Here is a 25,181-nt window from a genome sequence, read left to right on the forward strand (position 1 = left end):
CAGAGAGGCCGAACTATACCCACCCATCGAAAACACGTCAACACCAATCCAACGAAAAAGCGCCCACAAGTCGATAAGCGATTGATTTGCAAAGAACCAAACATCAAAGAAAATCGCGCCAAACCAAGAAGAGCTATCAAACCCCACGCCCAGCAACATCGCAGCACCAGCGCAAAAGCAGCCGAAACCCAGCCTAGAAACACCACAGCCCGCTGACGCGGGCTGTGGTTGCTCTAGAAGTGAACTTTAGTAGCAGTGTTCGGTGGGGCAAGCGCTCACCGCCGAACTACTTTGTGGCAGCCAGATACTCACCGTCACCCCTGCGGCGGGGCGACTATCTAGGGCAATGTCACCCGCATGCAGCCGGACAATATCTTTACTCATGGCCAGCCCCAGCCCTGTACCCGGTTGATGACCAGAATGATCGGCGCGATAGAAACGCTCGAAGGCATGCTCGAGCTGCTCCGGCTTCATGCCGATGCCGTGGTCACGAATACTCAGTAATACTCCGGCGGCGTCACCCCGCATTTGCGGCCGCAGCTGTAGATCAACTTGCTTGTGTTCGGGGCTAAATTTGATGACATTACTAAATAGGCTAGAAAACAGTTTCAGCATGACATGCCGATCTACCTGGACCAAACATTGCTCAACCTGATAGTCACGCGTCACCAGAAAATCATCAGCCCCAGCAAAGCTAGAGCTAACCGCCATTTCGAGTAGCTCCCGCAAATCATGGTTAGCGAGTTTAAGCTTGTCGCGGGTCAGCTCATCCAGCTTACTCAGGCTGAGCAAATCTTCGATCAATTCGGTCATATTGACCGACTGCCGATTGATGGTGGCCAACATATCTTGCTGCATAGCTGCGGGCACGGGGCGACTTACCAATAACTCGGAAAACCCCCGAATACTCGCGAGCGGCGTGCGCAATTCATGCGCGGCCATGGTTAGGAATTCGGTTTTTAGCCGATTGGCTTCAACCTCGGCAGTGATATCCCGCAAATACAGCACCACCCCACCCTCTTCATCGGCCGTGGCGCCTTGCAACTCGATCACCCGGCGATAAGGCACATTAAAAGACAGGTGCAGCGGCAAATGGGTATCGAGCATTTGCGCCAGCGAGGGACAAGCTGGCACCTGAGCGGTTTGTAACCAGACTTCAAAATCACGCCGTTGCAAATGATCAAGCTGCTCGGTCGAAAGCCCCAGCAAGCGCTGAAAGCTTGGGTTAGCATAATTCAGCACCCCATCGGCGCCAAAGTAGGCCAAACCATCTGGGCTTAAGCGCATCACGGTATCGAGCTGCTTGGATTTATTACGCAAACGACTGGCGAGTCGATTGGCATCGGCCAAGGACATTTGGTTGGTTCGGTGCATCAGCAGCATATCGCCACTGGCATCGTGGAAAGCAAAATCCCCCATCCCCAGGCCCGCCGCCTGCATTTCCTCGCTTGAGGTGAGTACTGGCGAAAGTAAGAGTAATAAGCCTTCTGCCCGGACCAGAATGTTGCCACGTAAGCGTAACGCTCCCTGCTGACGCGCTTGCACAACCAAGGCAACATCATGCTGAGCGGCTAATTCCTGCACAGTTGCCACTTTGGGGCGCACGATCGCAAAGCAATCTTCAAAGTATTGCCCCGCAGCCAAGCTCGGAAAAGCCTTGCAGAGCGATACCCCAGCCTTGTATATCTGACCCTCTGGATTAAGCGCCAGATAAAAAGGGAAAGCTTGCGCCAATTCAGCTTCAGTAAGGTGAATCATGCCCGTCTCCGCGTAACCCGCGTTTGGCTCAGCTTCAAGCTTCCTGAATCCGAAAAACTCCAGCAAACCCTGCCCGGCTTGGTAATTGCTCAATCGCGATAGGCTGGTCAAATCGCTTAGCCAGCCCTTTGACCAAGCCCACCACCATCGGTGCTAACCCTTCCCGCTGCGACTGATAAAGCAATACATAGCGGCCCGGCCCTTCATCTTCGACTGAAAATACCGGCGCAACCATTTGGGCAAAGACAGTTTCGATGCGGCTGTGCATCTGGTCTAGATTGCCCAGAAATTCGCGCAGACTAGTCCCCGCTGTTTGCAGCAAATCGGCATAGCCCTCTTCGGCGGTATACATAATCCAATATTCGCCAAATGCTTCCAGCACCTGCTCGGGGCTCATGCCCATTTCTTGCGATACGGCACCGACCAGCTTGTAAGTCATTTGATCGGGGTAGGCACTGATCGCCACAAAGCCATCATCAGCAATACCGGCCTGCTTGCAGACGCGTGCCCAGCCGGTCGGGCCCAAATGTTGTTCCACCAACTGCTCGACTGCGCGGTTCACCAATCCATACATGATGTGCTCCTCCAAATTTGTTTAGAGCCCAACCAGCTGCAACCAGAGGTGCGCAGGATCGGGAATACAACGTTCAGGGCATTGCGAGGCCAAGCACAGCTCACGCGCATGAATCAACTGTGTGAGATGTTCAGCCACATACTGCACCAGGCGTGGGCTATGCCCGCTAAAGACCGCCGCCACCGGTTGTAATTGGGCGGGGCCTTGGCCCTGAGTGAGCAAATCATCCAGCTGCAGCACCAGCGCGGTCATCTGCGCTGCTTCGTGCACCGGCTCACCCTCGGCCGTATGCTGAATACCTTGCGCTAAGAGCGCCATTTGCAAAACAATCAGCTCACTCATTTGCACTTCGGGCACCGAGCTGGCGGCCAGCAAAAAGGGCACGGCCTGTTGCACGGCCCCATCGCCCGTGCGCAAAATCGCCGCCAGCATGGCCGCACGACACAACTGCTCACAGGATTTGCGATCAAGCCCGGCAAAGTGCGCGAGCAATCCGGCCAGCACACCAATACGATAGCCACGACGTTGCTCAAACGGCTGCAACTCTTCGGCCAGCGTGGCCCAGCGCAGTAACACATCGATCTGCCCGGCATGCATCTGCTGCATCATTTCTTCGCGCTGGCGCAGCGCCACCTGCATATCGGACATCACTTTATACAGCTGGGCATAAGCCATGCTTTCGCGGTCACTCGGCGGCGGAGCACTCGACCAACGTGATATCGGATCGGGCAAGGCCTCAGTGACTTCGATTTCTTCTTCAATCTGCCAATCAAATTGGTAATCCATGCTTACCTCCTCGCTGGGCTAGATAGGCAACAAGGGGAGCCACAATGAGACGGTTGTCCCCTGCCCCCACGTGCTATGGAGTTTGATTTCGCCGGAATGCAGCTCGATGATCTCTTTCACCAGCGACATCCCTAGCCCAGTACCGGGGATAGACCCGGAATCATCGGCTCGGTAAAACCGTTCAAACACGCGCGCCAATTGCTCTTCGGTCATGCCAATACCCTGATCCGCCACATGTAGTGCCACCCAACCTGCACGGCTGAAATCAAAACTGAGGGTAATTTCGCCGCCTTGCGGGGAATACTTCAGCGCATTAGACAGGACATTCAACAGCGCCTGCTGAAGCTTGGCGACATCGGCATTGACCATGGCCTTGGGTAGCTCGGCCGGTAGAATTTTGGCGCTGTAATCATTTTGATTAATAGCTTTGACACTGTCTTGCAGCACTTCAGCCAGATCAAGCGGCTGCAGATGAATATCTTTGCCGCCACGTGCTTCGATGCGAGCCAGATCCAATAGCTCGTTCAATAGCCCAGTCATCCGGCGGGATTGCCGCAAAATCGTATCCAGGATATCGCGCACAGTTTCTGGCGGAAAATCACGCAAGCGCAGCAACTCGGCAAAGCCCATGATCGATGCCATGGGTGTACGCAGCTCATGCGCGGCGGTAGAAAGAAACTCGCTTTTGATCATCTCCACCTGATGCTGCTGGGTAATATCGCGCAACTGCAGTACGGTGGCAGTTGTTTCACTACCGGCATTAAACAGCGTAATTTCCAGATAGCGATTAGGTTTACCTTGCAGTTCGAGCACCGGCAGGTTGTTCAAGAGCATGGGGGCAAAATCAAATTCAAAACCAAAGTCGTCCGGCTTTTGCTGCAACTTTTGTACCCAACGGCATAACTCAAAGCGCGGGGATTTATCGGTTAGCAGCACATTGAGCATGGATTCGGCCTCGGGCAACCCGACCCCGGTGAGATCCCCAATCGTGATATTGACCAGTTTTTCAAATGGCGGATTGGCATAGGTCAGGTTGCCGGAGAGATCAAAGGTGGCAAAACAATCGGGCGTGAGGGTGAAAATCACTTCCTGCCGGAATGCAAAATCCATCATCATTTTTTCGCGGCGTTTCACCTCGGTCACATCCGAAATAATGCCATTCACCCGCACGCCACCATCACCCGGTTCCCGCACCGGGTGGAAATGATTGCAATGCCAGCGCACCTGGCCATCGGGCAACACCACGCGGTATTCCAGCTCAGCCCCTTGGCCGCTAGCAGCCCCATCAAATGCCGCTTTAACTGCTGGGTAATCTTCGGGGTGCACTAATTTGAGCCAGCCCTGCGGGCTGTGCAGCATATCGGGCTGATCCAGCCCCAGCCACTGCCGCGCTAAGGGGCTGAGAAAAATAAACTCATCCATCGCCGCATTGGCCGAATAGAGCAAATACTCTTTCTCGCCCAACACACCGGAAAGCACGTGATCCAGATCAGCCATTTCCTCGTCGCACCAAGCTTGCTGCAACAGCAGATCGGTTTCACTCGAGCGTAAGTGCTGCGCCAAGTCCAGCATGGTTTGCGCCACTAAAGTGCCGGGTTCATCCAGATTGCTGGGCAGGGTGGGTAATGGCGCCTCGGTATTTTTTGCGGCTAGCCAAGCCTGCATTTGCCGCGCCAGCACCGTTAAGGCTTCTGGCGTGGCGAGTGCAGTATGCGCAAGCGGTGTACTGCCGCCTACCGACATGGATCGAGTCATAGTGGACTCCTTGGCCGGCGCAACCGGCAACTCAATCAAGCGCCCGCGGCGGCGCGCTCTTGCAATAGTTTCTCGATGGTATCGATCAACTCTAAGGGGCTAAACGGCTTGGTCAGGTAGCCATCTGCGCCAGCTTGGCGGCCAGCCTCGAAATCAGATTGCTGCCCCCGCGCAGTTAGCATAATGATGGGGATATGGCGTAATTCCGGGTCGGATTTAATCCGGGCACAAGCCTGCAAGCCGTCGATCTCACCGGGCATCATCACATCCATCAAGATCAACGATGGCCGCACAGCCTGCGCCATTTTGACCCCGAGCAAGCCATGATCCGCTTCATGCACTTCGTAATTCCCAAACTGCATGGTCATATTAATCAGCTTGCGAATATCGCTTTGATCTTCCACTACCAGAATTGAGGTTTTCATCATGCACCTCTGCACTTGGTTAATCGGCTATTTCACTATAGCTACGGGGTTTTCATCCGCCGCGCCATCAGCTGACTAATGTCATGGGCGTAACGCTCGATCTGCGCGGCATTCACCTCGGCTTCTTTGCGTGGCGCACCAGTCGGCAGCTCTAGGGTGATGCCGCCGCTTTCTTCATCCAGCCGCACATGCCCGCCATAGCGTTGCACCACCGCCTTCGCCAGCGCCAAGCCCAGCCCCAAACCAGCGGGGCGCGCCGCCGAGCCGGCTTGGGTGCCATGAAAAGGCATAAATACGCGGTCACGCATATGTGCCGGCACTGGACGGCCGCTACTCGAAAACACCAGCGTGGCGAATTCGCCGTATTGCCGCGCTTTGATCAGAATTTCGCCGCCTTCAACACTGCGTGCCAACATGTCTTCCAGCACCGAGGTCACGGTTTCTTGCAACCAAGTTTGGCTGCCATACACTGGTGGCAATTCGGTGTGATCCAGCCCGCTTAAAGCAAAATTAACTTTGCGCCCAGCGGCTTGCTGGCGAGTTTGCTCCAGCGCCGTTTTGACCAGATCGGGCAGCATCACCCGCTCGATCGCCCCCAATGGCTCACCGGCATGCAGTTGCGCCAGGCCCGTAATCTGTTTCAGGCATTGCCGTACTTCGGTAAATAAATCCAGTGCTTGCTGATGCAGGGCGGCATCGGGGCTAGCGCTGGCTTGCGCCAGCGTGTCGAGCAAGGCTTTGGTGGGCGTGATGCAGCCGTCGTACACCAAAGTAAGGAGATTATCGACGGTGGACTGATAAAAATGCTGGGCCGCCACATCGCGCAATAGCAGCACCAAATCATCCCCCACCGGGCTGCGCAGCAAGGTAGCGGCCAGGCTTTCCTGCCCCGGCACTTCCAGCTGAAACTGGCTGGGCAATTCGATATAGCCGGCGCGCACGCCGGTGAGCTGCTTGCCGACGGCATCCTGCTGCAAAATTTGCCCCATCAGCAAACCCAGCATGCGCTTGGCGGCTGGGTTGGCAAAGCGGGCTTTGCCTTCCGGAGATAAAATCAGCACACCATCGCTCAAGCTATTAAATAGCAAGCTCATTCCGGTATTCATGATTCACCTCCCGCGTGCTGGGGCCTTGGTTTGAATCTATATCAGCATTTACTTATAAACAAAGCCATCCGGCCAACACGTAAGGTTTAGCTGACAAGCGGTTTGACTGCCGCCAAAGCGGCACTACGCCGGCGGCGGTCATTCTGATTGCTAGCTAATCGGCTGCCATTGCGCAATGGCTTTCTATCGCCACCAGCTCGGCCAAGCGCATTTTTTGCCGACCATCGGTCGTAAAGTTATCGTCAGCCAACCAGCGCTGATACGCGCGCCAACGGGCCGGCCATTCACAATCAATAATCGAAAACCACGCGGTATCGCGGCTGCGGCCTTTGTTCACCGTGGCCTGCCGAAAGGTGCCCTCATACTGAAAGCCCAGCCGCTCGGCAGCGCGACGGGAGGGCTGATTAAGCGCATTGCATTTCCATTCATAGCGCCGATAGCCCAGCGCAAAGGCCTGCTGCATCAGCAACACCATGGCAGCGGTGGCCAGCCGCGTACGCTGCAGGGCCGGCGAAAAATGCAGCCAGCCCACCTCGATCGACCCCGCTTGCGGGTCGATGCGCAAATAGCTGGCCAAGCCCAGCGCCTGCCCGCTGGCCGCAGCGACAATCGCGTAATACTGTGGGTCACGCGCTTGCGCGCGGCGTGTGAGCTCTGCCGTGAATTCGGCCAGCGTGGCATAGGGGCCGGCGCTGAAGTAAGTCCACATAGCGCCGCTATCGGCGCTGAATGCCTGCCACAAATCGGCGGCATGTCGCGCCGCATCCAGCGGCTCTAGCCGGCAGCCCCAGCCGGCCAGTACTTGCCGCGGCGGAAACTGCGCCCCTTGCCAGTTGGGCACCAATGGGCCCAAGGGCTGGCCAAATTCATTGAGATACACCCCAGTAGTATTTAGCTCAACACTCACAGCGGATACCCTCATCAAGCAATACCCCCGGCTCAGTCCCTGTGGCAACGGCATAGCCATCCTGTTGCCACCAATGAATGCCGCCAATCAGCTCTTTCACCTGAAAGCCCAGCTTGGCCATTTTATAGGCGCCCCAAGTCGAGCCATTGCAGCCGATGCCGTCGCAATAGCACACATACACTTTGCTGCGATCCAGCTGCGCCGTACTCGTCGCCGTCATCGTGCGATGCGGAAAGGAGATCGCCCCGGGGATATGCCCAGCCTGATAAATCTCGGCCGAGCGGGTGTCCAGCACCACAATCTCCGGCGCCTTGGCCAGCAAATCGGCGGCAAGATCAGCCGGATCAGTGCGAAACTGCAATTGCGCTGCAAAAAATTCGGCGGCAGCACCCGGGGTGGCCAGACCACTACTCAATACCACACTCATGTTCTTGCTCCTTTCGTGAAATTATCTAAAGCACCGGCCGGCCAGCTCACCCGCCAGGTGGCAATGGTCTGGCCATCCGGCGCGGCCCAGCTGGCGGCTTCCTGCTGGCTCGCCCCCAGACGCAAATAAAACGCAAGTGCCGGGGTATTGGCCTGATTGCAATACAAATAAAGACCTTGTGGGCCATACCCCAGCAGGGCAACTTGCGCTGCCGCATGTTGCAGCAGCTGGCGCCCCACGCCCTGCCCTTGCCAGCCCGCGGCCACATGCAGGTTATCCAGACAATGCCCCCACTGCGGGTGATGGGCCGGATACAGGCAATAAAAGCCCACCAGCGTTGCCCCGGCGCGCACCAGCCACACTTGCTGCCCCGGGCTGGGCGCCGCTAAGCGTTGCTGCCAGACGGCGGCCCGCTCGGCAAGCACAGGCCCAGCCAGAAAATCCGCCGCCAGCTGACCGGCGTAGGTGCGCTGCCAGCTCGCCGCATGCAGCTGGGCAATCTCGGCCGCATCGGCCAGTGTGCCGGCTTGCCAATTCAACATACTGAACTCCCCCATGCAAACCACCCCACGGCGGTACTTACTGCAGACCACTTTACGCGCATAATGGCCTACTGGAACCGACCAATTTTGCGCACAGGAGCAGACCAATGTTCAGCCTTCAAGCCTGGCTTAGCGATGAAACGGCGGCGCGCTTGCCGCGGCATGAGCAAATCAGCCGCGCTTTGCGGGCCGCAATCCTGGCTGGGCATTGGCCGGCGGGCAGCCGCTTACCGGCCACGCGCCAGCTGGCCAGTGAATTGGGCCACGCCCGCAGCACCATCGAGCAAGCCTATGCACAGCTTGAAGCCGAGGGCTATCTGCAGCGGCGGGTGGGTGCGGGTAGTTTTGTGAGCCTGCCGGCCAGCTTGCCGCTCCGGCGCTCACCCAGCCCGCCGGCCGCCGCGCGCCTTTCGCAACGCGGGCAAGCGATTGCCGATACGGGCGCCTGCCGCGAGGCCACGCTGGGGGTCGGTGCAGAAAGCCGCCAATTGTTTAGCGGTCAGCCGGATAGCCAGGCTTTCCCCCACGCGCTGTGGGGCAAAATGCTGCAGCAACGCTGGCGGCAGGATGGCCCCGCGCTGATGCGCTATGGCGACCCGCAAGGCTTGCCGGCTTTGCGCACGGCCATTGCCAGCTATCTGGCGCTGGCGCGCGGGGTGAATTGCCAGCCCGAACAGGTGCTGGTGCTCTCCAGCTCGCAGCAGGCCTTGCTGCTGGCGGGGCAGTTATTGCTGGATGCGGGCGAGCTGGCCTGGCTCGAAGAGCCCGGCTATCTGGGCGCGCGCAATGCCCTGCTCGCCGCCGGCGCGCAGCTGTGCCCAGTGCCGGTGGATGATGAAGGCCTCAATACCAATGGGGAGTACCCCAAGCCAAAGCTCATCTACACAACACCTTCACACCAATACCCCCTAGGTATGGCCATGAGCTTGCCCCGGCGCATGGCATTGCTGGCGCGCGCTCGCGCCGCCGGGGCGTGGATTATCGAAGACGATTACGATGGCGAATTTCAATACGACACCCATAGCCTGCCGGCGCTGCAAAGCCTCGACCCCGATGGGCGGGTGATTTATGTGGGCACGTTTAGCAAGGTGCTGTTTGGCTCCTTGCGGCTGGCGTATATGGTGGTGCCGGCCAATCTGGTCGAGGCCTTTAGCAACGCCCGCACTGCGTTTGACGGGCATAGCAATCAGCTCTTGCAGGCGGTGACGGCCGATTTTATGGCCGGTGGGCATTTCGCCAGCCATTTGCGGCAAATGCGGCTGCTATATCAGCGTCGGCGCGATATTTTGCTCGCCAGTCTGGCCGAGCATTGCCCGGCGTTGTCAGTGCGCCACCACAGCGCCGGGCTGCAATGTGCGGTGTATACCCCGCCCGGCTGCGAAGCGGGCTGGACGGCGCTCGGCCGGGCCCAGGGGCTGCCGTTGCGCCCACTGGCGCAATTTTATGCCGGCCCGCCCGATCGGGAAGGTTGGCTCATGGGGTATGCGGCGCTAAGCAACGAAGAGATTCGCCGCCAGATCGATACCCTAGGGTGTATCTTGCGCCATAGCGCTTAATGGCGCTAACAGCGGGGCTAAGGGTAATTACTGACAGGTTTTTCCTGATGGTGTCATGCTGGCAGCCTGCGACAATCCAGCCGCATATTATTAATAATATTTAATTCGACTGGAGTGGCTATGCAGGATTGGGTGAACACCATCAATGGCTTTGTCTGGAGCCCGGCGCTGATTTATCTGTGCCTGGGCGTGGGCGTGTATTTTTCGATTCGCACCCGCTTTATGCAGGTGCGGCATGTGCGCGAGATGATTCGCCTGATGTTCGATGGCAAAGCCAGCGATGAAGGCGTGTCTTCGTTTCAGGCGCTGACCATGACGCTGTCTGGCCGGGTGGGCATCGGCAATATCGCCGGTGTGGCCACCGCGATTGCCTTTGGCGGCCCAGGCGCGGTGTTCTGGATGTGGATGATGGCGTTTTTGGGCGCTAGCACCTCGTATGTGGAATGTACGCTGGGGCAGATTTACAAAGAGCGCGTGAATGGCCAGCTGCGCGGCGGCCCGGCCTATTACATTGAGCGCGGCTTGGGTATGCGCTGGTATGCGATTGCCTTTGCGCTGGCCACCATTCTGGGTTGCGGCGTATTGCTGCCGGGCATGCAGGCCAACGGTATCGCCAGCGGTTTGGCCAATGGCTTTGGTATTCCGGCCGAAACCACCGCGCTGGGCGTTGTGATTGCGCTAGGGCTGATTGTGTTTGGCGGCGTGAAACGCATCGCCCGCTTTGCCGAAATCATCGTGCCCTTTATGGCGCTGGGCTACATCCTGATGGCCTGCGTGATTATTGCGCTGAACCTCAGCCTGCTGCCCGAAGTGCTGCGCCTGATTGTGAGCTCGGCATTGAGCTTTGATGCTGGCTTTGGTGCGATGATCGGCATGGCCATCATGTGGGGCGTGAAACGCGGCGTGTATTCCAATGAAGCCGGCCAAGGCTCGGGCCCGCATGCGGCGGCCGCAGCCGATGTCAGCCACCCGGCTAAGCAGGGCATCGTGCAGGCCTTTGCCGTGTATGTCGATACGCTGTTTGTCTGCTCGGCCACCGCGTTTATGATTTTGATCACCGGTAAATTCAATGTGGTGAATCCAGCCGGTGGCTTCTTGTTTAGCGGCTTGCCGGGGGTGGAAGCGGGTACCAGCTACACCCAATCGGCAGTCGAGAGCATTTTCCCGGGCTTTGGCGCGATGTTTGTCGGTGTAGCACTGCTGTTTTTCGCCTTCACCACCATCATTGCCTACTACTACGTGGCCGAAACCAATGTAGCCTACCTGCTGCGCGGCCGGGCGGGCAGCGATGTGGCGCTGTTCCTGCTGAAATTCGCGCTGCTGGCCACCACCGTGTATGGCGCCGTGCGTACCTCGGATCTGGCCTGGGGGCTGGGCGATATTGGCGTGGGGCTAATGGCCTGGCTGAATATCATTGCGATTTTGTTATTGCAAAAACCAGCACTGAAAGCCCTGGATGATTACGAAGCGCAGCAGGCCAAAGGCCTGGAGCCCGAGTTTGATCCGCAGGCGCTGGGCATTAGCAATGCTGATTACTGGACCAGCCGCAGCAACGCCAGCGAGCCCGATGTGCGCAAATAAGCGTGCAGCGCTCGCATCAGGTAAAAAACCGCGCCTCGGCGCGGTTTTTTTTGGCGGATCCATGCTAGCGCGCCTGATAGCTCTCCACCAGCTGACGCATCAGGCCTTCTTTCACCAGCTGATTAATACCGGCATTCAGTTCATCCATAAAGCGCGCTTTATACACCGGCGTGAAATAAGCGCTAAACCCCACATGTGCGGTCGGGTCGCCCAGCTGCACGGTTTCAACCAGCTGCAAATGCTGGGTGACTGCCGCCGTAGCCGGGCTGGTTTGCAGGCGATGCAGGGTATAGCGCATCGACAGCGCATCATTGGCATAGCAATCGATGCGCCGCGCCGCCAATTTGAGTAGATTGGCTTCGTTGCTATCGGCTTCGTCGAGGCGAATCTTGCCGTTGCGCGCGGCTGTTTGCAGTGTACGCGCCAGCAAAAAGCCGCGATTCACGCCAATATGCAGACCAAGAAAATCTTCCGGGAAACGGGTGCGCGGCTTTTGCATCACATCGGGATGGCAGGCAATCAGCAGGCTTTCCTGCCAGAGCGGCACCGAATACGGCACCATATAGCCGCGCTCGCTAAATTGATACGGTGGAAACAAGCCCATTTGCTCGCCACGGCGAATCATCTCTAGCCCGCGCTTCCAGGGTACCGGCCGCAGCTCCAGCTCGAAATTGCTCAGCCGGGTGCTCACCTGCTTGAGAAAATCGACGTAAATGCCTTTAAATTCGCCGTTTTCTACATAGGAATACGGTGGATACGCCTCATCACCAAACAGCACCACCCGCTCGCGAGCCTGCGCGGTGAGTAGCCAGAGACACAGTAGCCAGCAGAGCCAAGGTCGCAGCATGCAGCCTCCACGGAGCGGTGCCCCTATTTCTGCACCTAATGCCCCAGTGTAGTAAAGGCCCGCCACGACTGCGGGCCAAGCTTACGAACGGCCTGACGGCTTTAAGCTAGCAAGGTATAGCCCGCAAGGTCATATTAAATAATGCCTAGCAGGCCATACATCCCTAGCGTATGTTTTTCAGGAAGCTCTGCCCATTGCGCCGCAGCTGCTGTACCAGGGCTTCAACGCCGCTTTGATCCAGCTGCTGATCGCGCAGATAGAACACCCAATCCACATCCTGCTGGTACTCACGCCACGCCGTGCTGCGCAACAGGCCGGGGCTGCCATCGGGCATGCTGGCGTTGCTGAGCCAGATTTGCAGCGCCAGATACATCGGGTGATCGGGCTGGGCGATCCCGCTGTAATCCTGCATCAGCTCGCCATCCACGTAAAAGCGGATATAGCCATCGCTCACATTCATCAGCAGCGTATGCCAGCCGCGCAGGCTGCCCGACCGACTGGCCGTGGGGTGATTCAGCGCATCGTAGGCGGCGATTTCGTAAGTGCCGCTCCACATGGTGGGGCCCGCTTTGCCCCAGCCGCCATTGGGCAGGTATTCAAAATCGATCTCGCTATAGGGCTCGGCACCTTCCAGATACTGGGTAATGCCAAAGAAAGCATTCACCACCATATCCCCATCGGGCCCGCTCACCGGCTCATCGCCCAGATACATCCGCGCCGCCCAGGTGCCATTGAGGTAAATCGCCTCCTGTGTGCTGAGCTCGGCTTGCGACACCGTGCCGCTGGTCAGCGTATTGCCATTCACCGTGTCACCACTGGCATTGGTGCGCGCTTTCATCCGCAGTAGCACATTACCCTGATTGGCTGGATCGGGGACAAAGCTGAGATTGTCTGGGCTCCAGCTGCCATTACTAAAGCCGGGGCCACCACCCCAGCTGCGCACTTGCCAGCCATTGCCGCCCAACTGGCTGACGCTGCTGTAGCTGAAATCATCAAACAGCAAGCCTTGGCTTGGAATCGTGGGGGTAGGCGCTGGCGCTGGCGTCGCCGTTGGCGCAGGGCTTGCTGTCGGCGCCGCAGTCGGAACAACGCTCGGGGTTGGCCTTGGGCTAGCGCTCGGCGTCGGCACTGCGGTCGGGGCGATGCTGGGTTTCGCGCTGGGGGTCGCCGTCGGCGTCGAGGTTGGGCTGGCCGTGATCACCGGCGTGGGCGCGGGGGTGCTGTTATTCAAACAGGTGCCCATGTCTTTCCAGGCGCCCCAGGTTTCATAGCTTGGCGCGGTATTAACCCACCATTTGGCCACAAAATTATGCCCCTGATAGCTCACCAGCTGACCAGCCGTATACACCCCGCTTTGCCAGGCCGCAGCGCACTGACCATGCGGCGGCAACATTGGCGTCACCACCGGCGTAGGAGTGGGCGGTGGTGGCAGCGTCAGATTCGGCGTGGGTACGGGGCTGGTGGTTGGCAAGCTAGTCGGCGCGAGCGTGGGAGCACTGCTTGGCGCAGTACTTGGGCTTAGGGTGGTGGTGCTAAGCAAGCGCCAGAGCGTAGGGGTATTGGCGGGCCGCCAGCCGGCACCCACATAGGCGGTGTGGGTTAACAGCGACTGATAGTCTTGCCCACCGTCGCTCACTACCGTGCCGGCCGGGTAGCTTTGGCCTTCCTGCCATTGCGGACTGGCCGCCTGCGCCACGACCGCGAGGCTTAGCAGCGCGGCGGCGCTGATTGTTTGATAATGCATGTCTCACTCCAATTGTTGTTTTTTGTGTGCGCGCCCACAGCGCCATTGCCAGCCGCGACGTTCTGCCGCTTAATCAACAGGCTTACAAGGTGGAGCGCAGCGCCAGCTTAAGCGATTGGCCAGTGCCTGAACATGGCCGAATCTGATCTGCGCTTTGTCCGGATGACACCTGTCATGTCGATGATTTACCAAGAATTATTTGAAATTGGCCCCGAAGCCCAGCAAATGAGCGTGGGCGCCCGCAATTACCATCACCCGCATCTGTCTTTGCTGGCTCAGCATGAGATTTTGTTTATGGGCCTGTCGGAAGCGCGCGGGCTGGTGCATGTCGAGCGCAAAGGCGCGCCCTTTCATGTGCTGATCGTGGGGGTGGAAGGCCAGGGCGAAATCATTGCCGGCGAGCAAACCCTGCCACTGGGGCCCAATCAGCTGGCGATTTTGCCAGCCTATGGTCATAGCGGCTTTCGCCGGGTGAGCGAGCATTGGCGCACGGCCTGGTTTTTGCTCAACGATGCGCCCTGCTGGGATCGCCTGCGCGGTGACACAGTGCGGATTGTCAGTATTCAGCAGGCGCATAGCCTGTTTTACGCCATGTATACGCTCTGCCATGAAGCGCGGCTGGCCGAAGGGCAAGCCAGTGCCACCGCGCTGGAACTGGTGCTGACCTTATTGCAGCGCATGCTGGCCAACGCAGTGAGCGGCGATGCACTGGCCGAGCGGCTGCGCGAGCTGTTCCGGCCGATTCGCTTTGAGCCGGCACGCGCCTGGCGGGTGGATCAGCTGGCGGCGCAATACGGCGTATCAGCGGCGCATTTTCAGCGCCTGTGCCAGAAAAATCTCGGCGCCACCCCACAGCAATTGATCATCGAACAACGCATGCTGCGGGCACAGGAATTACTTAGCACCGGGCGTTACACCGTGAGCGAAGTGGCGCTGCTGATCGGCTATGAAGAAGTGGCGAGTTTTTCGCGCCGCTATCGCGCGCATTTTGGCGGCTCGCCCGGCGAGCTCTTACGCCCATTGCGCCAGCAATGGATACCCGACGGGGTATCGACTGCGACAGCAATTTAATCAATCATTCTCTGGCAATACCCCTGCCACCGTATCAGGTGCGGCGGATTCATCCACCACCACCCGGTTGCGGCCTTGCGCCTTGGCGCGATACAGCGCCTGATCCAGCCGGCTAAAGAAGGCCGCGCGGGTTTCGCGGCGCTCCCAGCGGCATACACCAAGGCTGATGGTGAGGCTTTGCTCGGCCGGCAAGCCCAGCGGCGCGGCGGCCACGCGCTCGCGTAGGCGCTCGGCCCATTGCGCGGCCTGCGCCAGATCGCAATCATCCAGCAGCACGATAAATTCTTCGCCGCCCCAGCGGGCCACCACATCCCCCGCGCGGCCCTGCTCGCGCAGCAACTGCCCCAGTGCCCGCAGCGCGGTATCGCCCACCTGATGGCCATGCTGGTCATTCAGCAGCTTAAAGTGATCCACATCCAGTAACACCCCGCACAAGGGGCGCGGCTGACGTGCGAGTTCCAGCCCTTTTTGTTTCAGCAATACCTCAAAGGCTTGGCGATTATTCACCCGGGTCAGTGCATCGGTGCTGGCCAGTTTTTCCAGCAAGCGCTGGGTGCGGTTAATGCTATACAAGGCCGCCGCAATCACCACGCCGGTTACCAGCGCCGAAATCAGCAAATTGATCAGCAGCATTCGCTGCGCGGGGCGCAAGAGCCGAGTTTCGTTTTGCTCCACCACCAGATACCAGCCCAGCTCGGGGATAAAGCGGCTATTGAGCTGGATCTCTTCACTGCCTTGCCGGTACACCAGCTGCGTGGGCTCGGTATTGCGCGACAATATCTGCTCGGCGATGTCGCTTAAGCCAGCTTGCTGGCGAATCGAGCCGCGATGCTGATCAGCGCGCCCGGTGAGCACCACTTCGCCCTGCTGGTTCAGAAAATAGATCTGCCGGCCAAAACGCAGCTCATACGATTTAAGCAGCTTGGCCATGCTATCGAGGGTAATGCCCACGCCGGTAATGCCGATAAAGCGCCCGGCGTAATCATTCACCCGATAATTAATAAAAATGGTGAGTTTGTTGCGATTGGCGTAATCGGTATCGACATTGATTTCGTAATCGGCCTTGAGCTGGCGCGCGCGGAAAAACCACGCATCACGCGGATCAGTTTCCGCCACGGTTTTGAGTAGACCTTGGTGGTGATAGTAATGCCGGCTGTGCTCGGAAATCAGAAAGCTGGTGACGGTTTGATTGCGCAGGCGCACTTCGGCCAAATAGCGCTCGATACGGCTGGTGTCTTGTTCGCCGGCGATAATCCAGTCGCGCAAAAAGGTGTCATGCGCCATTTGCGCCGAGATAAACACCGGGCGCAGCATGTCTTTCTGGATTTCCGAATAAATCGTGTCGCCCGTCAGCGGCAGCGCGTTATTCACGATGCTGCGGTGAATTTCCTGCCGTGATACCCAGTAGCTAGCGAGTGAGGTGGTGACAAAGCCTGCCACCAGCACCAGCGTCACCAGTGCGAGCAAGCGCCCGCGTTCCCGAAACAGATTCACGCCTGACTTTTCCATTCAGCTTGGATAATGGCGCATTATCCACGCTGAGCGTGGCGAGCCCCAAGCCGCACCCAAGGGCGCGGCACGGAAAAACCACAAGCGCTTATTGCGCCTGCGCCGCCGCGTTCACGCGGGCCTCTAATTCGCTCGCCGGGATATCCTCGCCCACCGGCTGGCTGGCCGACCAATTCACGCCGGCCAATACGCCGTCTTGCGTCAGCGCTGGCACCCACTGCGCGCAAAATTGCGCCCAATCCACGGCCACCGGGGCAAAGCCCGCAAAGGCCGCTACCGCGGCAATTTCCTCTTCTGCGCGCTCGGCACTGGCCCAAAAGGGCATGCTGCGATAGCCGGCTGTGGTCATCGGGGCGGGAAAACCCACCTCGTCTTTAATACTCCACAGCTGCTGTTGCTGGGCCACAGTGGTAAAAAAGGCCTGATTATCCGGGGCAGTTTGGCTCATGGCGCGCACTCTGAAGCGATCAAAACGGCGCAGCCTACAGGGTTTGGCCGGCTTTGCAAACCAGTGGGCTATCGTGCTCGCGCAACCTCAGATTACCCCCTGCCCGTATAGTCATGTAGCAATTATTTTTAATTGGATACATGGCAATACCCATAGAAAAAGGCGGCCAAGGCCGCCTTTTCAATCGCGCGCTGCGGGGCTTATTCCTGGCCGGCTACTTGTGCTTTTTCTGGCGCCGCCCAAATCCGGTATTGCAGCTCAACGCCTTCGGGCACATACACCACCAGCGGCAGTTTGGCGTTGTAGCGAATCAGCTGCTCGTTATACACCGGCACAAAGCGCTCGGTTTTGCTGCCTTCTGGGCAGGCCATCAGTGTCGTGGGGCCTGCGCTCACCGGGCCGACAGTCCAATAGTTATACCCCCAGCCCTGTACGGTCTGCTCTTTGATCTTGGCGCGCAGGCTGCGGGTATTGCAATCGGCCGCGATGACTTGGCCGGGGATCAATTGCACCCGATAGAGCTCGGGGTTTTGCATTTCCGGCAGGCGGATCACTTTACGCACATAGCCTTCTTTGGCCGGTGGAAACGGCTGCAAATCGCTCGCGGCCAATGCCGGGGTGATTAAGCCTGCGGCCAATACGCCAGCCAATACTGATTGTGCGGTGAGTTTCATATCCTGCTCCTTGTTCGGGGTGAATAAAGCATGCCTTAAGCATAAATGCGCGCTAGCCGTTGGCACGATGCAAGATTGCACAGCGCAGCGCGGCACAATTACCAAGCCGCCCAGCGCCAGCCATGCCATCTGAATAAAAATTTTTCCTATTCTGGCAAACTTGATCTACACCAAGATTACGATGATTGCATATTGCAAGTCAGGTCTAAATCAACTTTGCACAGGTGTGACATGCAGCTCACGATTAAATCCCGTCTGATCTACACCATTACCTTTCTGGCCGTGCTGCTGCTGGCCATTGGCGGGCTCGGCATTTACCACCTGGGCCAACTTAATCAATCGCTAAAAACCGTGTATGAAGACCGCGTGGTGCCGCTGAAACAGCTTAAACACATTGCTGATTTGTATGCGGTCAACGTGATCGACACCGCCAATAAGGCCAATGCCGGCCTGCTCGATGCCCCCACTGCGCTCAAAGCCCTGGCTGAAGCGCAGCAGCAAATCAGCGAAGAGTGGAAAAGCTATCAAAGCACCACGCTGACCAGTGATGAGAAAAAGCTCTCTACCGAGGCCATTGGGCTATTTGATAAAGCCAATGCCGATATTGATCGCTTGGAGCAATTTTTGCAGCAGCATGTGGGCCCGCTGGCCGGTGAGCTGGGGGATTTTGATGGGCCACTGTATCAAACCATCGACCCGATTGGCGGCAAGATCAATGAGCTGATTGTGCTGCAACTGGATGTGGCCAAGGCCGAATATCTGGGCGCCCAGCAAACCTATGAGCAGGTGCGGCTGCTGTCCTTGATTTTACTGGCTGTGGGCATTGGGCTGGCGATGCTGTCGGGTTATTTATTAATCCGCGCGATTTCCACCCCGCTCTCGCGTGCTGTCGCGGTGGCGCAAGGCATTGCCAAAGGCGAGCTGGATCATCAAATTGTGGTGCACAGCCGCGATGAAACCGGACAGCTGATGCTGGCCATGCAGCAAATGCAGCAATCCATTCAAAGCTTTGTCAAAGCCCAGCAACATATGGCTGCCCAGCATGCCGCCGGTACCATGAGTGCGCGGATGGATGCCGCCCAATACCCGGGCACTTTTGGCACCATGGCGCAGGAAGTGAACACGCTGGTGAGCGAGCATATTCAGGTCATCCAGCAAACCATTGCCGTAATTGGCGAATACTCGCAGGGCAATTTCAGCCGTGATATGCCGGCCTTGCCCGGTGAAAAAGCCCAGATCACCGCAGCCATTACCGAAGTGAAACGCGCCTTGCTGGCGATTAGCGGCGATATTCAGCGGCTGGCCGAAGCCGGCGCCAAGGGCGATTTCAGCCAGCGCTGCAATGCCGAGCAATATCAATACATGTTCCGCAGCATGCTGGAAAACCTCAATCAGCTGATCATCACCTGCGACGTCGGCTTTAACGACATCCTGCGGGTGAGCGAAGCGCTGGGGCGCGGCGATCTGAGTCAAACCATTACGCAGGATTATCCGGGCCTGTTTGGGCGGGCACAGCAAGGGGTGAACGGTACCGTCACTACCCTGCGTAGCCTGATCGGCGAAGTGAACGAGCTAGTCAGCGCCGCCGCCAATCAGGGTGATTTCAGCCAGCGGCTGGAGCTGGCCAATAAACAGGGCTTCTCGCTCGAGCTAGCCGAGCAGCTCAATCAGCTCTCCAGCGTCACCGACAATGGCCTGCGCGATGTAATGCGCGTGTCCAGCGCCCTGGCCAAAGGCGATCTCACCCAGATGATTACCCACAGCTATCCGGGCCTATTTGGTGAAACCAGCACCGCGGTGAACACCACGGTGAGTAATCTGCAGCAGTTGGTGGGTGAAATTCAGCTCTCGGGCCTAACCATTCAGCGGGCGGTTGGGGAAATCGTGCAGGGCAATACCGATCTATCACGCCGCACCGAAACCCAAGCCGCCAATCTGGAAGAAACCGCCGCCAGCACCGAAGAGCTGACCGGCACGGTGCGGCAAAATGCCGATCACGCCAAAGAAGCCAATAACCTTGCCCGCGAATCGGTGCGCATCGCCAAAGAAGGCGGCCAGAGTGTGCGCCAGGTGGTGGACACCATGCAGGCGATTCAAGATGCATCGCGCAAAATTGTCGACATCATTGGGGTGATTGATGGCATTGCCTTCCAGACCAATATCTTGGCGCTAAATGCCGCAGTTGAAGCCGCCCGCGCCGGCGAGCAAGGCCGTGGTTTTGCCGTGGTGGCCTCGGAAGTGCGCAATCTGGCTCAACGCTCCGCTGTCGCGGCCAAAGAGATCAAAGAGCTGATCAGCAATTCGGTGCATCAGGTCGAGCATGGCAGCCAGCAAGTGCAGCAAGCCGGCCACACCATGGGGCAGGTGGAGGCCAGTATTGACCGGGTGAGCACGCTGATTGGCGAAATTGCCGCCGCCTCCAGCGAGCAAAGCGCCGGCATTGCGCAGGTGAATCAGGCCGTCACCCAGATGGATGAAGTCACCCAGCAAAATGCCGCGCTGGTCGAAGAAGCCGCGGCCGCGGCCGAATCGCTGGCCGAGCAGGCGCATGTTTTGGCTGAAGCGGTCGGTACTTTCAAGCTCAAAGCCGACACCCTGCTGAGCAAAAATCCCGCCCCACTGGCGGCCCTGCCCGCCTAAACGCGGCAACCGCCGGTTGTGACACACATGTTGCAATTACCCACGCCGCCCACTTGGGTGGCGTGGGCTTTACCCTGCCGCGTATAAGCTGCAAAGCTTTGATCTGCAATGGCTTTGCGCACATACCCCCGTGTGAACTAGGCTGCTTTGTGATTCATGCAGCAAATCGCCCCGCATTAGGGATTTCCGCAGGTCTTATCCCATCCGCATATCCCCTATCCTCCTTGTGTCTTGCCGAACGAAAACACAAAACCGGCGCAAAACGGTCGGGCAAGACTTAACCAAATAGGATGGAGATCCCTCATGCAAATCAAAACTTGCCACGCGCTGGTCGCGTGCGCGCTGGCCTCGCTCGGCCTCACGGCCCAGGCCGACACTGTTGACCGGATTGTGGTCAAACTCAAACCCTCGCCGATGATGCGCAGCCTGAGCGCCAGCGATGTCAGCGATACGCTAAATCAAGCCACGCAGGGCAAAGGCCGGCATGCCTTTACCATGGCCGACGGCGAATCGCATGTGATTCAGCTGCCTAAGGGCCTGAGCGATGCCGAGCTGAAAGCCTATCTGCAAAAACTGCAGGCCAGTGGCGAGTTTGCCGCTGTTGAGGCGGATATCCGCATGTATCCACAAGGCGTGGTGCAGCCCAATGACAGCCTGTGGAGCTCGATGTGGGATTTCCTCGCCCCAGTACCGGGTCGCAGCTATGGCGCGAACTTTCTCGGCGCCTGGGAATTTGGTAGCGGCCAGAATGTCGTGGTGGGCGTGATTGATACCGGCGCGGTGCCGCACCCTGATTTGGGCACTTTAAGCCCGTTGGCGGGCAATTATGTGTCGGACGGCTATACCTTCGTGACCGACTGCTATCGCGCCGGCACCTGCGACTGGACCAGCGGCAGCCGCACCATCAAACCATTTGCCGGCGCACTGGATCAGGGCGACTGGTGCACCAGCAGCGATGTCAGCAATCAGATTTGCCAGCGCACCAGCAATAGCTCTTTCCACGGCTCACACGTGGCCGGCACCATTGCCGCGCTGGGCTACAACAATGTGGGCGTGATCGGTGGCGCCTACAACGCGCGCATTCTGCCAGTTCGCGCGCTGGGTAAAGGCGGCGGCTCGGCGATTGATATTGCCGATGCCATCCGCTGGGCCGCCGGCGTGCACCCTAGCATCCCTAACCCGAATCCGGCCAAAGTGATCAATATGAGTCTGGGTGGTAGCTCCAGCTCTTGTCCAAGCTACTATCAGTCGGCGATTAATGACGCGGTGAATGCCGGGGCGATTATCGTGGTGGCGGCCGGCAATGAAAGCCGCGATGCCTCGCAAGCAACCCCCGCCAACTGCGCCAATGTCATCACCGTGGCCGCCACCGGCCAGTCGGGCGAAAAAGCCAGCTATTCCAACTTTGGTAGCAAAGTAACACTGGCTGCCCCGGGCGGGAATGGCAGCATCCGCATCACCTCCACGGTAAACAAGAGCGCCAGCCGCGTTGATCTGTCGGCCAATGGCGCCGGCTACACCGGCATGAATGGCACTTCGATGGCCACGCCGCACGTTGCGGCGGCGGTTGCGCTGATGCTGGGGGCAAATCCCAAGCTGAAATACAACGACGTGGTGAGCTTGCTGCGCCAGTCGGCGACGGCATTCCCAAGTAGCGGTGGCTGCACCACCAGCAACTGCGGCGCGGGGATTTTGAATGCGGAAGCGGCGATCCGCCTGGCCAAGCAATCGGCGGGTGACAACACCGAGCCAAATCCAACGCCCACGCCAGTGATCACACCAACCCCGGCACCGGTCATCACGCCGACGCCAGCGCCAGTGATTACCCCGACCCCCGCGCCAATCGTAACCCCAACACCAAAACCGACTACCCCACCAAGCGCCGGCTGCTACAGCGCTTGGGCGGAAGGTAAAACCTATCAAGTGGGTGATTGGGTGACCTTTGATGGCCGCAACTATCGGGCGCTGAATACGCATGTGGCCTATGTGGGCGCCAACTGGACGCCGAAAGCCACGCCAACCCTGTGGCAAGATGGCGGCGCCTGCAGCGGTAGCAGCACACCTGCGCCCGTGGTCACGCCCAAACCGAGCACTGCGCCGGTCATCACCCCAACGCCAGCCCCGGTGACAACGCCACAGCCGAGCGCTGCACCCAGTACCGCGCCGACCGCCGCCCCAGCCTGCCCGGCTTGGGTTAGCAGCAGCGTGTACACTGCCGGCCAGTGTGTGAGCTTTAATGGCAAAACCTACACAGCCAAATGGTGGACCACCGGCGAGCAGCCAGGGGCTTCACAATGGGGCCCATGGGCGGCTCAGACTGCAGCCAGCAGCAAGCGTTAAGTCGCGCCCCCAGTCAGCCTCTGCGCTGACTGGGGCTGACTAACCAAATTTGCGGCGATCACCGGGGGTATACTCGGCAAAGGAGCATATATGAAGCGTTTTAGCCTAATACTCTGCGGGGTATCATTGGGTATAGCCAGTGCACTGGGTGGCTGCAGCACGCAGGCGGCCAGCCCCAGCAGCCAACAAGTGGCCGCCAACGGGCCGAAGCTGATTATTCAGTTACGCTCGACGCCCAGCGATGCCAGCGCGGCGCAAGCCGCACTGGCGGCCTTGGCGCAGCGCCTGCAGCTGAGCTGGCAGTTCGAGCGCGAGCTGGGTGGTGGTTTTTGGGTGGTGCAACTGCCGCAGCCGCTGAGCCAAGACGCACTCAAGGCCCAATTGGCTCGTATTGGCGCCGACCCGGCCGTGCAGAGTGCAGAAGCCGATCAGCTGCTGCAAACCCAGCCAGCCCCGTAATTAGATCAACAACCCCAAAACCGCCAACACTGGCGGTTTTTTTCTATCCTGCGGTGGGCTTAGGCGTTACGCCCTGCTTCGGGCTGCAGCGTAGCGGTATCTCGCGCTGATTCGGGTGCAGCAAGCTCAACCGTCGCCACTCGGGGTATTGGCTTGGCCGTAGCAATGAGCAAGGCCGAGATCAAGATACCCACCCCACCCAGTAGTTGCCAGCCGCTGAGTTGGTCGCCGAGCAACGCCGCTGCCAGCAGCACACTCACCACCGGTTCAAGCGTCGAGAGCATCGAGGCTTCACTGGCTGGCAAGCGCTCCAGCCCGGCCAAAAAAGCCAAAATGGCACCCACCGTCGAAACCAGCGCAATCGCCAGCAGCGCCAGCCAGCCGCTGTGGCTACCTGGCCAGACGGGAGTTTGCCAAGCGCTGGTCAGCCACAACGCCAGCGCCGCGGCACTCATCACCACCGTCGCAGCCGGCATCGCACCGGCCTGCGGGGTGAGCCGGCTACCGGCCAGAATGTAGCCAGTGTAAATCGCCGCCGCTAACAGCCCGAGCAGCACACCCAGCCATTGCCCACCGGCCGGGCCAATGGTGAGGATCAGGCTAACCGCAGCCAGCGCTAGCGCCAGCAATTTGCGCCCGCCCAGCCGCTCGCCACCCCAGATGACCGCCACCAGCGTGACCAGCACCGGATAGGCATACAGCAATAAAGCCGCCAGTGCGGCCGAGCCATACTGCAAAGCGGAAAAATAACTATAGGCCTGCCCCACATAGCCCAGCGCCCCCATGGCGGCCAAGCCCAGCAAGACCTTGCCACGCGGCCAGCGCCCGCCGCGCCAGAACATCACCGCAATCATCACGGCGGCCGCCAGCGTAAAGCGCACCAGCAATAAGCCTTGGGTGTTCACCCCGCTTTGGTAGGCCCAGCTGCCAAAGATCGGCATCCAGCCAAACGCGATCGCCGAGAAAACCACCAGCCACTGGCCAGCGCGTCGGGAAGCCTGCATGACAGCTACATCCGGAAAGCAAAAAACACAGTGTGCCGGAAAGCCCAGCGGCGCGGCAAGCTAGGCGCGCACACCGGCTGGTATGCTGGTGTGATACTTCAGGCGAGGGTGGTCAGCACGTTTTCCCATTGGCGCACCAGCTGCTCGATGTGCACCGTATCGGCCTGGAGCGCGAGCGCCTCGGCGCTGGCTGTGCGGCCAGTGGCTTGCGCGATCAGATGCCCTTGCGGGGCAGCTTGCCATTGATATTCGCCCTGACAATGCGGGCAGGCCAGATAATCCCCGGCCACCGAACTATGAAACTGCACCAAGGTGGGCCCGCACATCTGGCATTGCCCCAGCGGGATACCTGCACTGGAATGCCCGACAATATGCGCCAGCTCGCCCGCCTGCCCCAGCGTCAGCAGCGCCGTGCCGCATTGCCGATCAAACTGTTGCCCCAGGGCGGCTTCGATAATATTCAGCGCGCGCTCAATCGGCATCCCCGCCCGATAAGGGCGCGAGCTGGTCATGGCATCAAAGGCATCGCACACGCCGATGATGCGCGCATCCAGGGAGATCTGCTCGCCCTGCAAGCCGGCCGGGTAACCGCGACCATCTGGCGTTTCGTGATGTTCCAGCACCCCTTTAAGCACCAGCGGCGCAAACGGATGTTGCGCCAGCAGCCGCGCGCCCAGCGCCGGGTGGGTTTTGATGACCGCGTATTCGTCGTCGGTGAGTTTGTCGGGCTTACGCAAGATGGCATCGGGCACGCCAATTTTGCCCAGATCATGCAAAAAGCCGGCCATAGCAATGCGATTTACCTCCACCGCATCCAGCCCCAGCACTCTGGCCAGCTGGGCCGAGAGCATGGCCACGCGCCACAAATGCCCGCCGGTGTAGGCATCGCGCGCCTCCACCACCCAGGCCGAAGCCAGCAGGCTGGCGAGCAAGGCGCGCTGCTGCGCCTCCCATTGCTCGCGCAGGCGGCTGAGTTCGGCTTTGGTTTTTCCTAGAAACAGCATGGCCTTTCTCCGCTTGAGCTGTTT

22 protein-coding genes are annotated in these 25,181 nt (G+C 59.0%); 6 read left to right on the forward strand and 16 right to left on the reverse strand.

The window, feature by feature from the left end:
- Positions 1–246: 246 nt before the first annotated feature.
- From G482_RS0100010 to G482_RS16660, 9 genes are all read right to left on the reverse strand, one after another.
- Positions 247–1,758, reverse strand: coding sequence for an ATP-binding protein (locus G482_RS0100010; RefSeq protein ID WP_028448292.1), 1,512 nt, complete (start codon positions 1,756–1,758; stop codon positions 247–249).
- A 34-nt stretch (positions 1,759–1,792) separates the two neighbouring features.
- Positions 1,793–2,332 (reverse strand): heme NO-binding domain-containing protein, encoded by a 540-nt coding sequence (locus G482_RS0100015; protein ID WP_028448293.1) that lies wholly within the window; start codon positions 2,330–2,332, stop codon positions 1,793–1,795.
- A gap of 21 nt (positions 2,333–2,353) precedes the next feature.
- A complete protein-coding gene (locus tag G482_RS0100020; RefSeq protein ID WP_028448294.1) occupies positions 2,354–3,118 on the reverse strand; it encodes an HD-GYP domain-containing protein in 765 nt (254 codons plus the stop codon).
- Between the two features lie 18 nt (positions 3,119–3,136).
- Positions 3,137–4,873 carry a PAS domain-containing sensor histidine kinase gene (locus G482_RS16655; protein ID WP_084414394.1) on the reverse strand — a complete coding sequence of 579 codons (1,737 nt, stop codon included), beginning with the start codon at positions 4,871–4,873 and terminating at the stop codon, positions 3,137–3,139.
- A 35-nt stretch (positions 4,874–4,908) separates the two neighbouring features.
- A complete protein-coding gene (locus G482_RS0100030) occupies positions 4,909–5,298 on the reverse strand; it encodes a response regulator transcription factor (RefSeq protein ID WP_028448295.1) in 390 nt (129 codons plus the stop codon).
- 41 nt (positions 5,299–5,339) lie between these two features.
- Positions 5,340–6,404, reverse strand: coding sequence for an ATP-binding protein (locus tag G482_RS0100035; protein WP_034618488.1), 1,065 nt, complete (start codon positions 6,402–6,404; stop codon positions 5,340–5,342).
- A 154-nt stretch (positions 6,405–6,558) separates the two neighbouring features.
- A complete protein-coding gene (locus tag G482_RS0100040) occupies positions 6,559–7,326 on the reverse strand; it encodes a GNAT family N-acetyltransferase (protein ID WP_051258603.1) in 768 nt (255 codons plus the stop codon).
- Positions 7,301–7,738: a rhodanese-like domain-containing protein gene (locus G482_RS0100045; protein ID WP_028448298.1), complete on the reverse strand. Its 438-nt coding sequence runs from the start codon at positions 7,736–7,738 to the stop codon at positions 7,301–7,303. Before G482_RS0100045 ends, G482_RS0100040 begins: the two co-directional genes overlap by 26 nt.
- Positions 7,735–8,280, reverse strand: coding sequence for a GNAT family N-acetyltransferase (locus G482_RS16660; protein ID WP_051258604.1), 546 nt, complete (start codon positions 8,278–8,280; stop codon positions 7,735–7,737). The genes G482_RS0100045 and G482_RS16660 overlap by 4 nt, the downstream gene beginning before the upstream one ends.
- Before the next feature lie 107 nt (positions 8,281–8,387).
- Between G482_RS16660 and pdxR the strand changes: the two genes are divergently transcribed.
- A complete protein-coding gene (gene pdxR / locus G482_RS0100055; protein WP_028448299.1) occupies positions 8,388–9,836 on the forward strand; it encodes a MocR-like pyridoxine biosynthesis transcription factor PdxR in 1,449 nt (482 codons plus the stop codon).
- Between the two features lie 120 nt (positions 9,837–9,956).
- Positions 9,957–11,417: an alanine/glycine:cation symporter family protein gene (locus G482_RS0100060; protein WP_028448300.1), complete on the forward strand. Its 1,461-nt coding sequence runs from the start codon at positions 9,957–9,959 to the stop codon at positions 11,415–11,417.
- 64 nt (positions 11,418–11,481) lie between these two features.
- Here the strand turns inward: G482_RS0100060 and G482_RS16665 are convergent, their stop codons facing one another.
- Together G482_RS16665 and G482_RS20205 are read right to left on the reverse strand one after the other, a co-directional pair.
- The gene (locus G482_RS16665) at positions 11,482–12,264 is read right to left on the reverse strand and encodes a substrate-binding periplasmic protein (protein ID WP_034618489.1); all 783 of its coding nucleotides are present in this window, start codon (positions 12,262–12,264) and stop codon (positions 11,482–11,484) included.
- 163 nt (positions 12,265–12,427) lie between these two features.
- Positions 12,428–14,008 (reverse strand): carbohydrate-binding protein, encoded by a 1,581-nt coding sequence (locus G482_RS20205; protein WP_051258605.1) that lies wholly within the window; start codon positions 14,006–14,008, stop codon positions 12,428–12,430.
- A gap of 132 nt (positions 14,009–14,140) precedes the next feature.
- On the opposite strand from G482_RS20205, the gene G482_RS0100080 reads away from it, so the two are divergent.
- Positions 14,141–15,079 (forward strand): helix-turn-helix transcriptional regulator, encoded by a 939-nt coding sequence (locus G482_RS0100080; protein ID WP_028448301.1) that lies wholly within the window; start codon positions 14,141–14,143, stop codon positions 15,077–15,079.
- On the opposite strand, the gene G482_RS16680 is transcribed toward G482_RS0100080, so the two are convergent.
- From G482_RS16680 to eco, 3 genes are all read right to left on the reverse strand, one after another.
- The gene (locus G482_RS16680) at positions 15,080–16,573 is read right to left on the reverse strand and encodes a sensor domain-containing diguanylate cyclase (RefSeq protein WP_051258618.1); all 1,494 of its coding nucleotides are present in this window, start codon (positions 16,571–16,573) and stop codon (positions 15,080–15,082) included.
- Between the two features lie 103 nt (positions 16,574–16,676).
- Positions 16,677–17,036, reverse strand: coding sequence for a DUF2750 domain-containing protein (locus G482_RS0100090; protein WP_028448302.1), 360 nt, complete (start codon positions 17,034–17,036; stop codon positions 16,677–16,679).
- Positions 17,037–17,236: 200 nt separating this feature from the next.
- Entirely contained in the window at positions 17,237–17,710 is a 474-nt protein-coding gene (eco, locus tag G482_RS0100095) for a serine protease inhibitor ecotin (protein ID WP_028448303.1), read from the reverse strand.
- A gap of 231 nt (positions 17,711–17,941) precedes the next feature.
- On the opposite strand from eco, the gene G482_RS20880 reads away from it, so the two are divergent.
- From G482_RS20880 to G482_RS0100110, 3 genes are all read left to right on the forward strand, one after another.
- Entirely contained in the window at positions 17,942–20,350 is a 2,409-nt protein-coding gene (locus G482_RS20880; RefSeq protein WP_051258607.1) for a methyl-accepting chemotaxis protein, read from the forward strand.
- Between the two features lie 303 nt (positions 20,351–20,653).
- Positions 20,654–22,690 (forward strand): S8 family serine peptidase, encoded by a 2,037-nt coding sequence (locus G482_RS20770; protein WP_051258608.1) that lies wholly within the window; start codon positions 20,654–20,656, stop codon positions 22,688–22,690.
- A 90-nt stretch (positions 22,691–22,780) separates the two neighbouring features.
- Positions 22,781–23,149, forward strand: a complete 369-nt coding sequence (locus tag G482_RS0100110) for a hypothetical protein (protein ID WP_034618490.1) — start codon at positions 22,781–22,783, stop codon at positions 23,147–23,149.
- Positions 23,150–23,208: 59 nt separating this feature from the next.
- Here G482_RS0100110 and G482_RS16695 read toward each other — a convergent pair whose 3' ends face one another.
- Entirely contained in the window at positions 23,209–24,153 is a 945-nt protein-coding gene (locus tag G482_RS16695; RefSeq protein ID WP_084414400.1) for a DMT family transporter, read from the reverse strand.
- 98 nt (positions 24,154–24,251) lie between these two features.
- Positions 24,252–25,157 carry an HD-GYP domain-containing protein gene (locus G482_RS0100120; protein WP_084414401.1) on the reverse strand — a complete coding sequence of 302 codons (906 nt, stop codon included), beginning with the start codon at positions 25,155–25,157 and terminating at the stop codon, positions 24,252–24,254.
- Between the last annotated feature and the right edge of the window lie 24 nt (positions 25,158–25,181).

This window comes from Chitinibacter tainanensis DSM 15459, assembly GCF_000429785.1.
Classification (GTDB): domain Bacteria; phylum Pseudomonadota; class Gammaproteobacteria; order Burkholderiales; family Chitinibacteraceae; genus Chitinibacter; species Chitinibacter tainanensis.

Coding starts and splice junctions, on each gene's coding strand:
- G482_RS16655 (WP_084414394.1), bottom strand. CDS start 4,873: ATGACTCGATCCATGTCGGTAGGCGGCAGTACACCGCTTGCGCATACT.
- G482_RS0100040 (WP_051258603.1), bottom strand. CDS start 7,326: ATGAGGGTATCCGCTGTGAGTGTTGAGCTAAATACTACTGGGGTGTAT.
- G482_RS0100090 (WP_028448302.1), bottom strand. CDS start 17,036: ATGAGCCAAACTGCCCCGGATAATCAGGCCTTTTTTACCACTGTGGCC.
- G482_RS0100035 (WP_034618488.1), bottom strand. CDS start 6,404: ATGAATACCGGAATGAGCTTGCTATTTAATAGCTTGAGCGATGGTGTG.
- G482_RS0100015 (WP_028448293.1), bottom strand. CDS start 2,332: ATGTATGGATTGGTGAACCGCGCAGTCGAGCAGTTGGTGGAACAACAT.
- G482_RS16665 (WP_034618489.1), bottom strand. CDS start 12,264: ATGCTGCGACCTTGGCTCTGCTGGCTACTGTGTCTCTGGCTACTCACC.
- G482_RS0100120 (WP_084414401.1), bottom strand. CDS start 25,157: ATGCTGTTTCTAGGAAAAACCAAAGCCGAACTCAGCCGCCTGCGCGAG.
- G482_RS16695 (WP_084414400.1), bottom strand. CDS start 24,153: ATGCAGGCTTCCCGACGCGCTGGCCAGTGGCTGGTGGTTTTCTCGGCG.
- G482_RS0100030 (WP_028448295.1), bottom strand. CDS start 5,298: ATGAAAACCTCAATTCTGGTAGTGGAAGATCAAAGCGATATTCGCAAG.
- pdxR (WP_028448299.1), top strand. CDS start 8,388: ATGTTCAGCCTTCAAGCCTGGCTTAGCGATGAAACGGCGGCGCGCTTG.
- eco (WP_028448303.1), bottom strand. CDS start 17,710: ATGAAACTCACCGCACAATCAGTATTGGCTGGCGTATTGGCCGCAGGC.
- G482_RS0100020 (WP_028448294.1), bottom strand. CDS start 3,118: ATGGATTACCAATTTGATTGGCAGATTGAAGAAGAAATCGAAGTCACT.
- G482_RS0100060 (WP_028448300.1), top strand. CDS start 9,957: ATGCAGGATTGGGTGAACACCATCAATGGCTTTGTCTGGAGCCCGGCG.
- G482_RS0100110 (WP_034618490.1), top strand. CDS start 22,781: ATGAAGCGTTTTAGCCTAATACTCTGCGGGGTATCATTGGGTATAGCC.
- G482_RS0100010 (WP_028448292.1), bottom strand. CDS start 1,758: ATGATTCACCTTACTGAAGCTGAATTGGCGCAAGCTTTCCCTTTTTAT.
- G482_RS20205 (WP_051258605.1), bottom strand. CDS start 14,008: ATGCATTATCAAACAATCAGCGCCGCCGCGCTGCTAAGCCTCGCGGTC.
- G482_RS0100045 (WP_028448298.1), bottom strand. CDS start 7,738: ATGAGTGTGGTATTGAGTAGTGGTCTGGCCACCCCGGGTGCTGCCGCC.
- G482_RS0100080 (WP_028448301.1), top strand. CDS start 14,141: ATGGCCGAATCTGATCTGCGCTTTGTCCGGATGACACCTGTCATGTCG.
- G482_RS20770 (WP_051258608.1), top strand. CDS start 20,654: ATGCAAATCAAAACTTGCCACGCGCTGGTCGCGTGCGCGCTGGCCTCG.
- G482_RS16660 (WP_051258604.1), bottom strand. CDS start 8,280: ATGTTGAATTGGCAAGCCGGCACACTGGCCGATGCGGCCGAGATTGCC.
- G482_RS20880 (WP_051258607.1), top strand. CDS start 17,942: ATGCAGCTCACGATTAAATCCCGTCTGATCTACACCATTACCTTTCTG.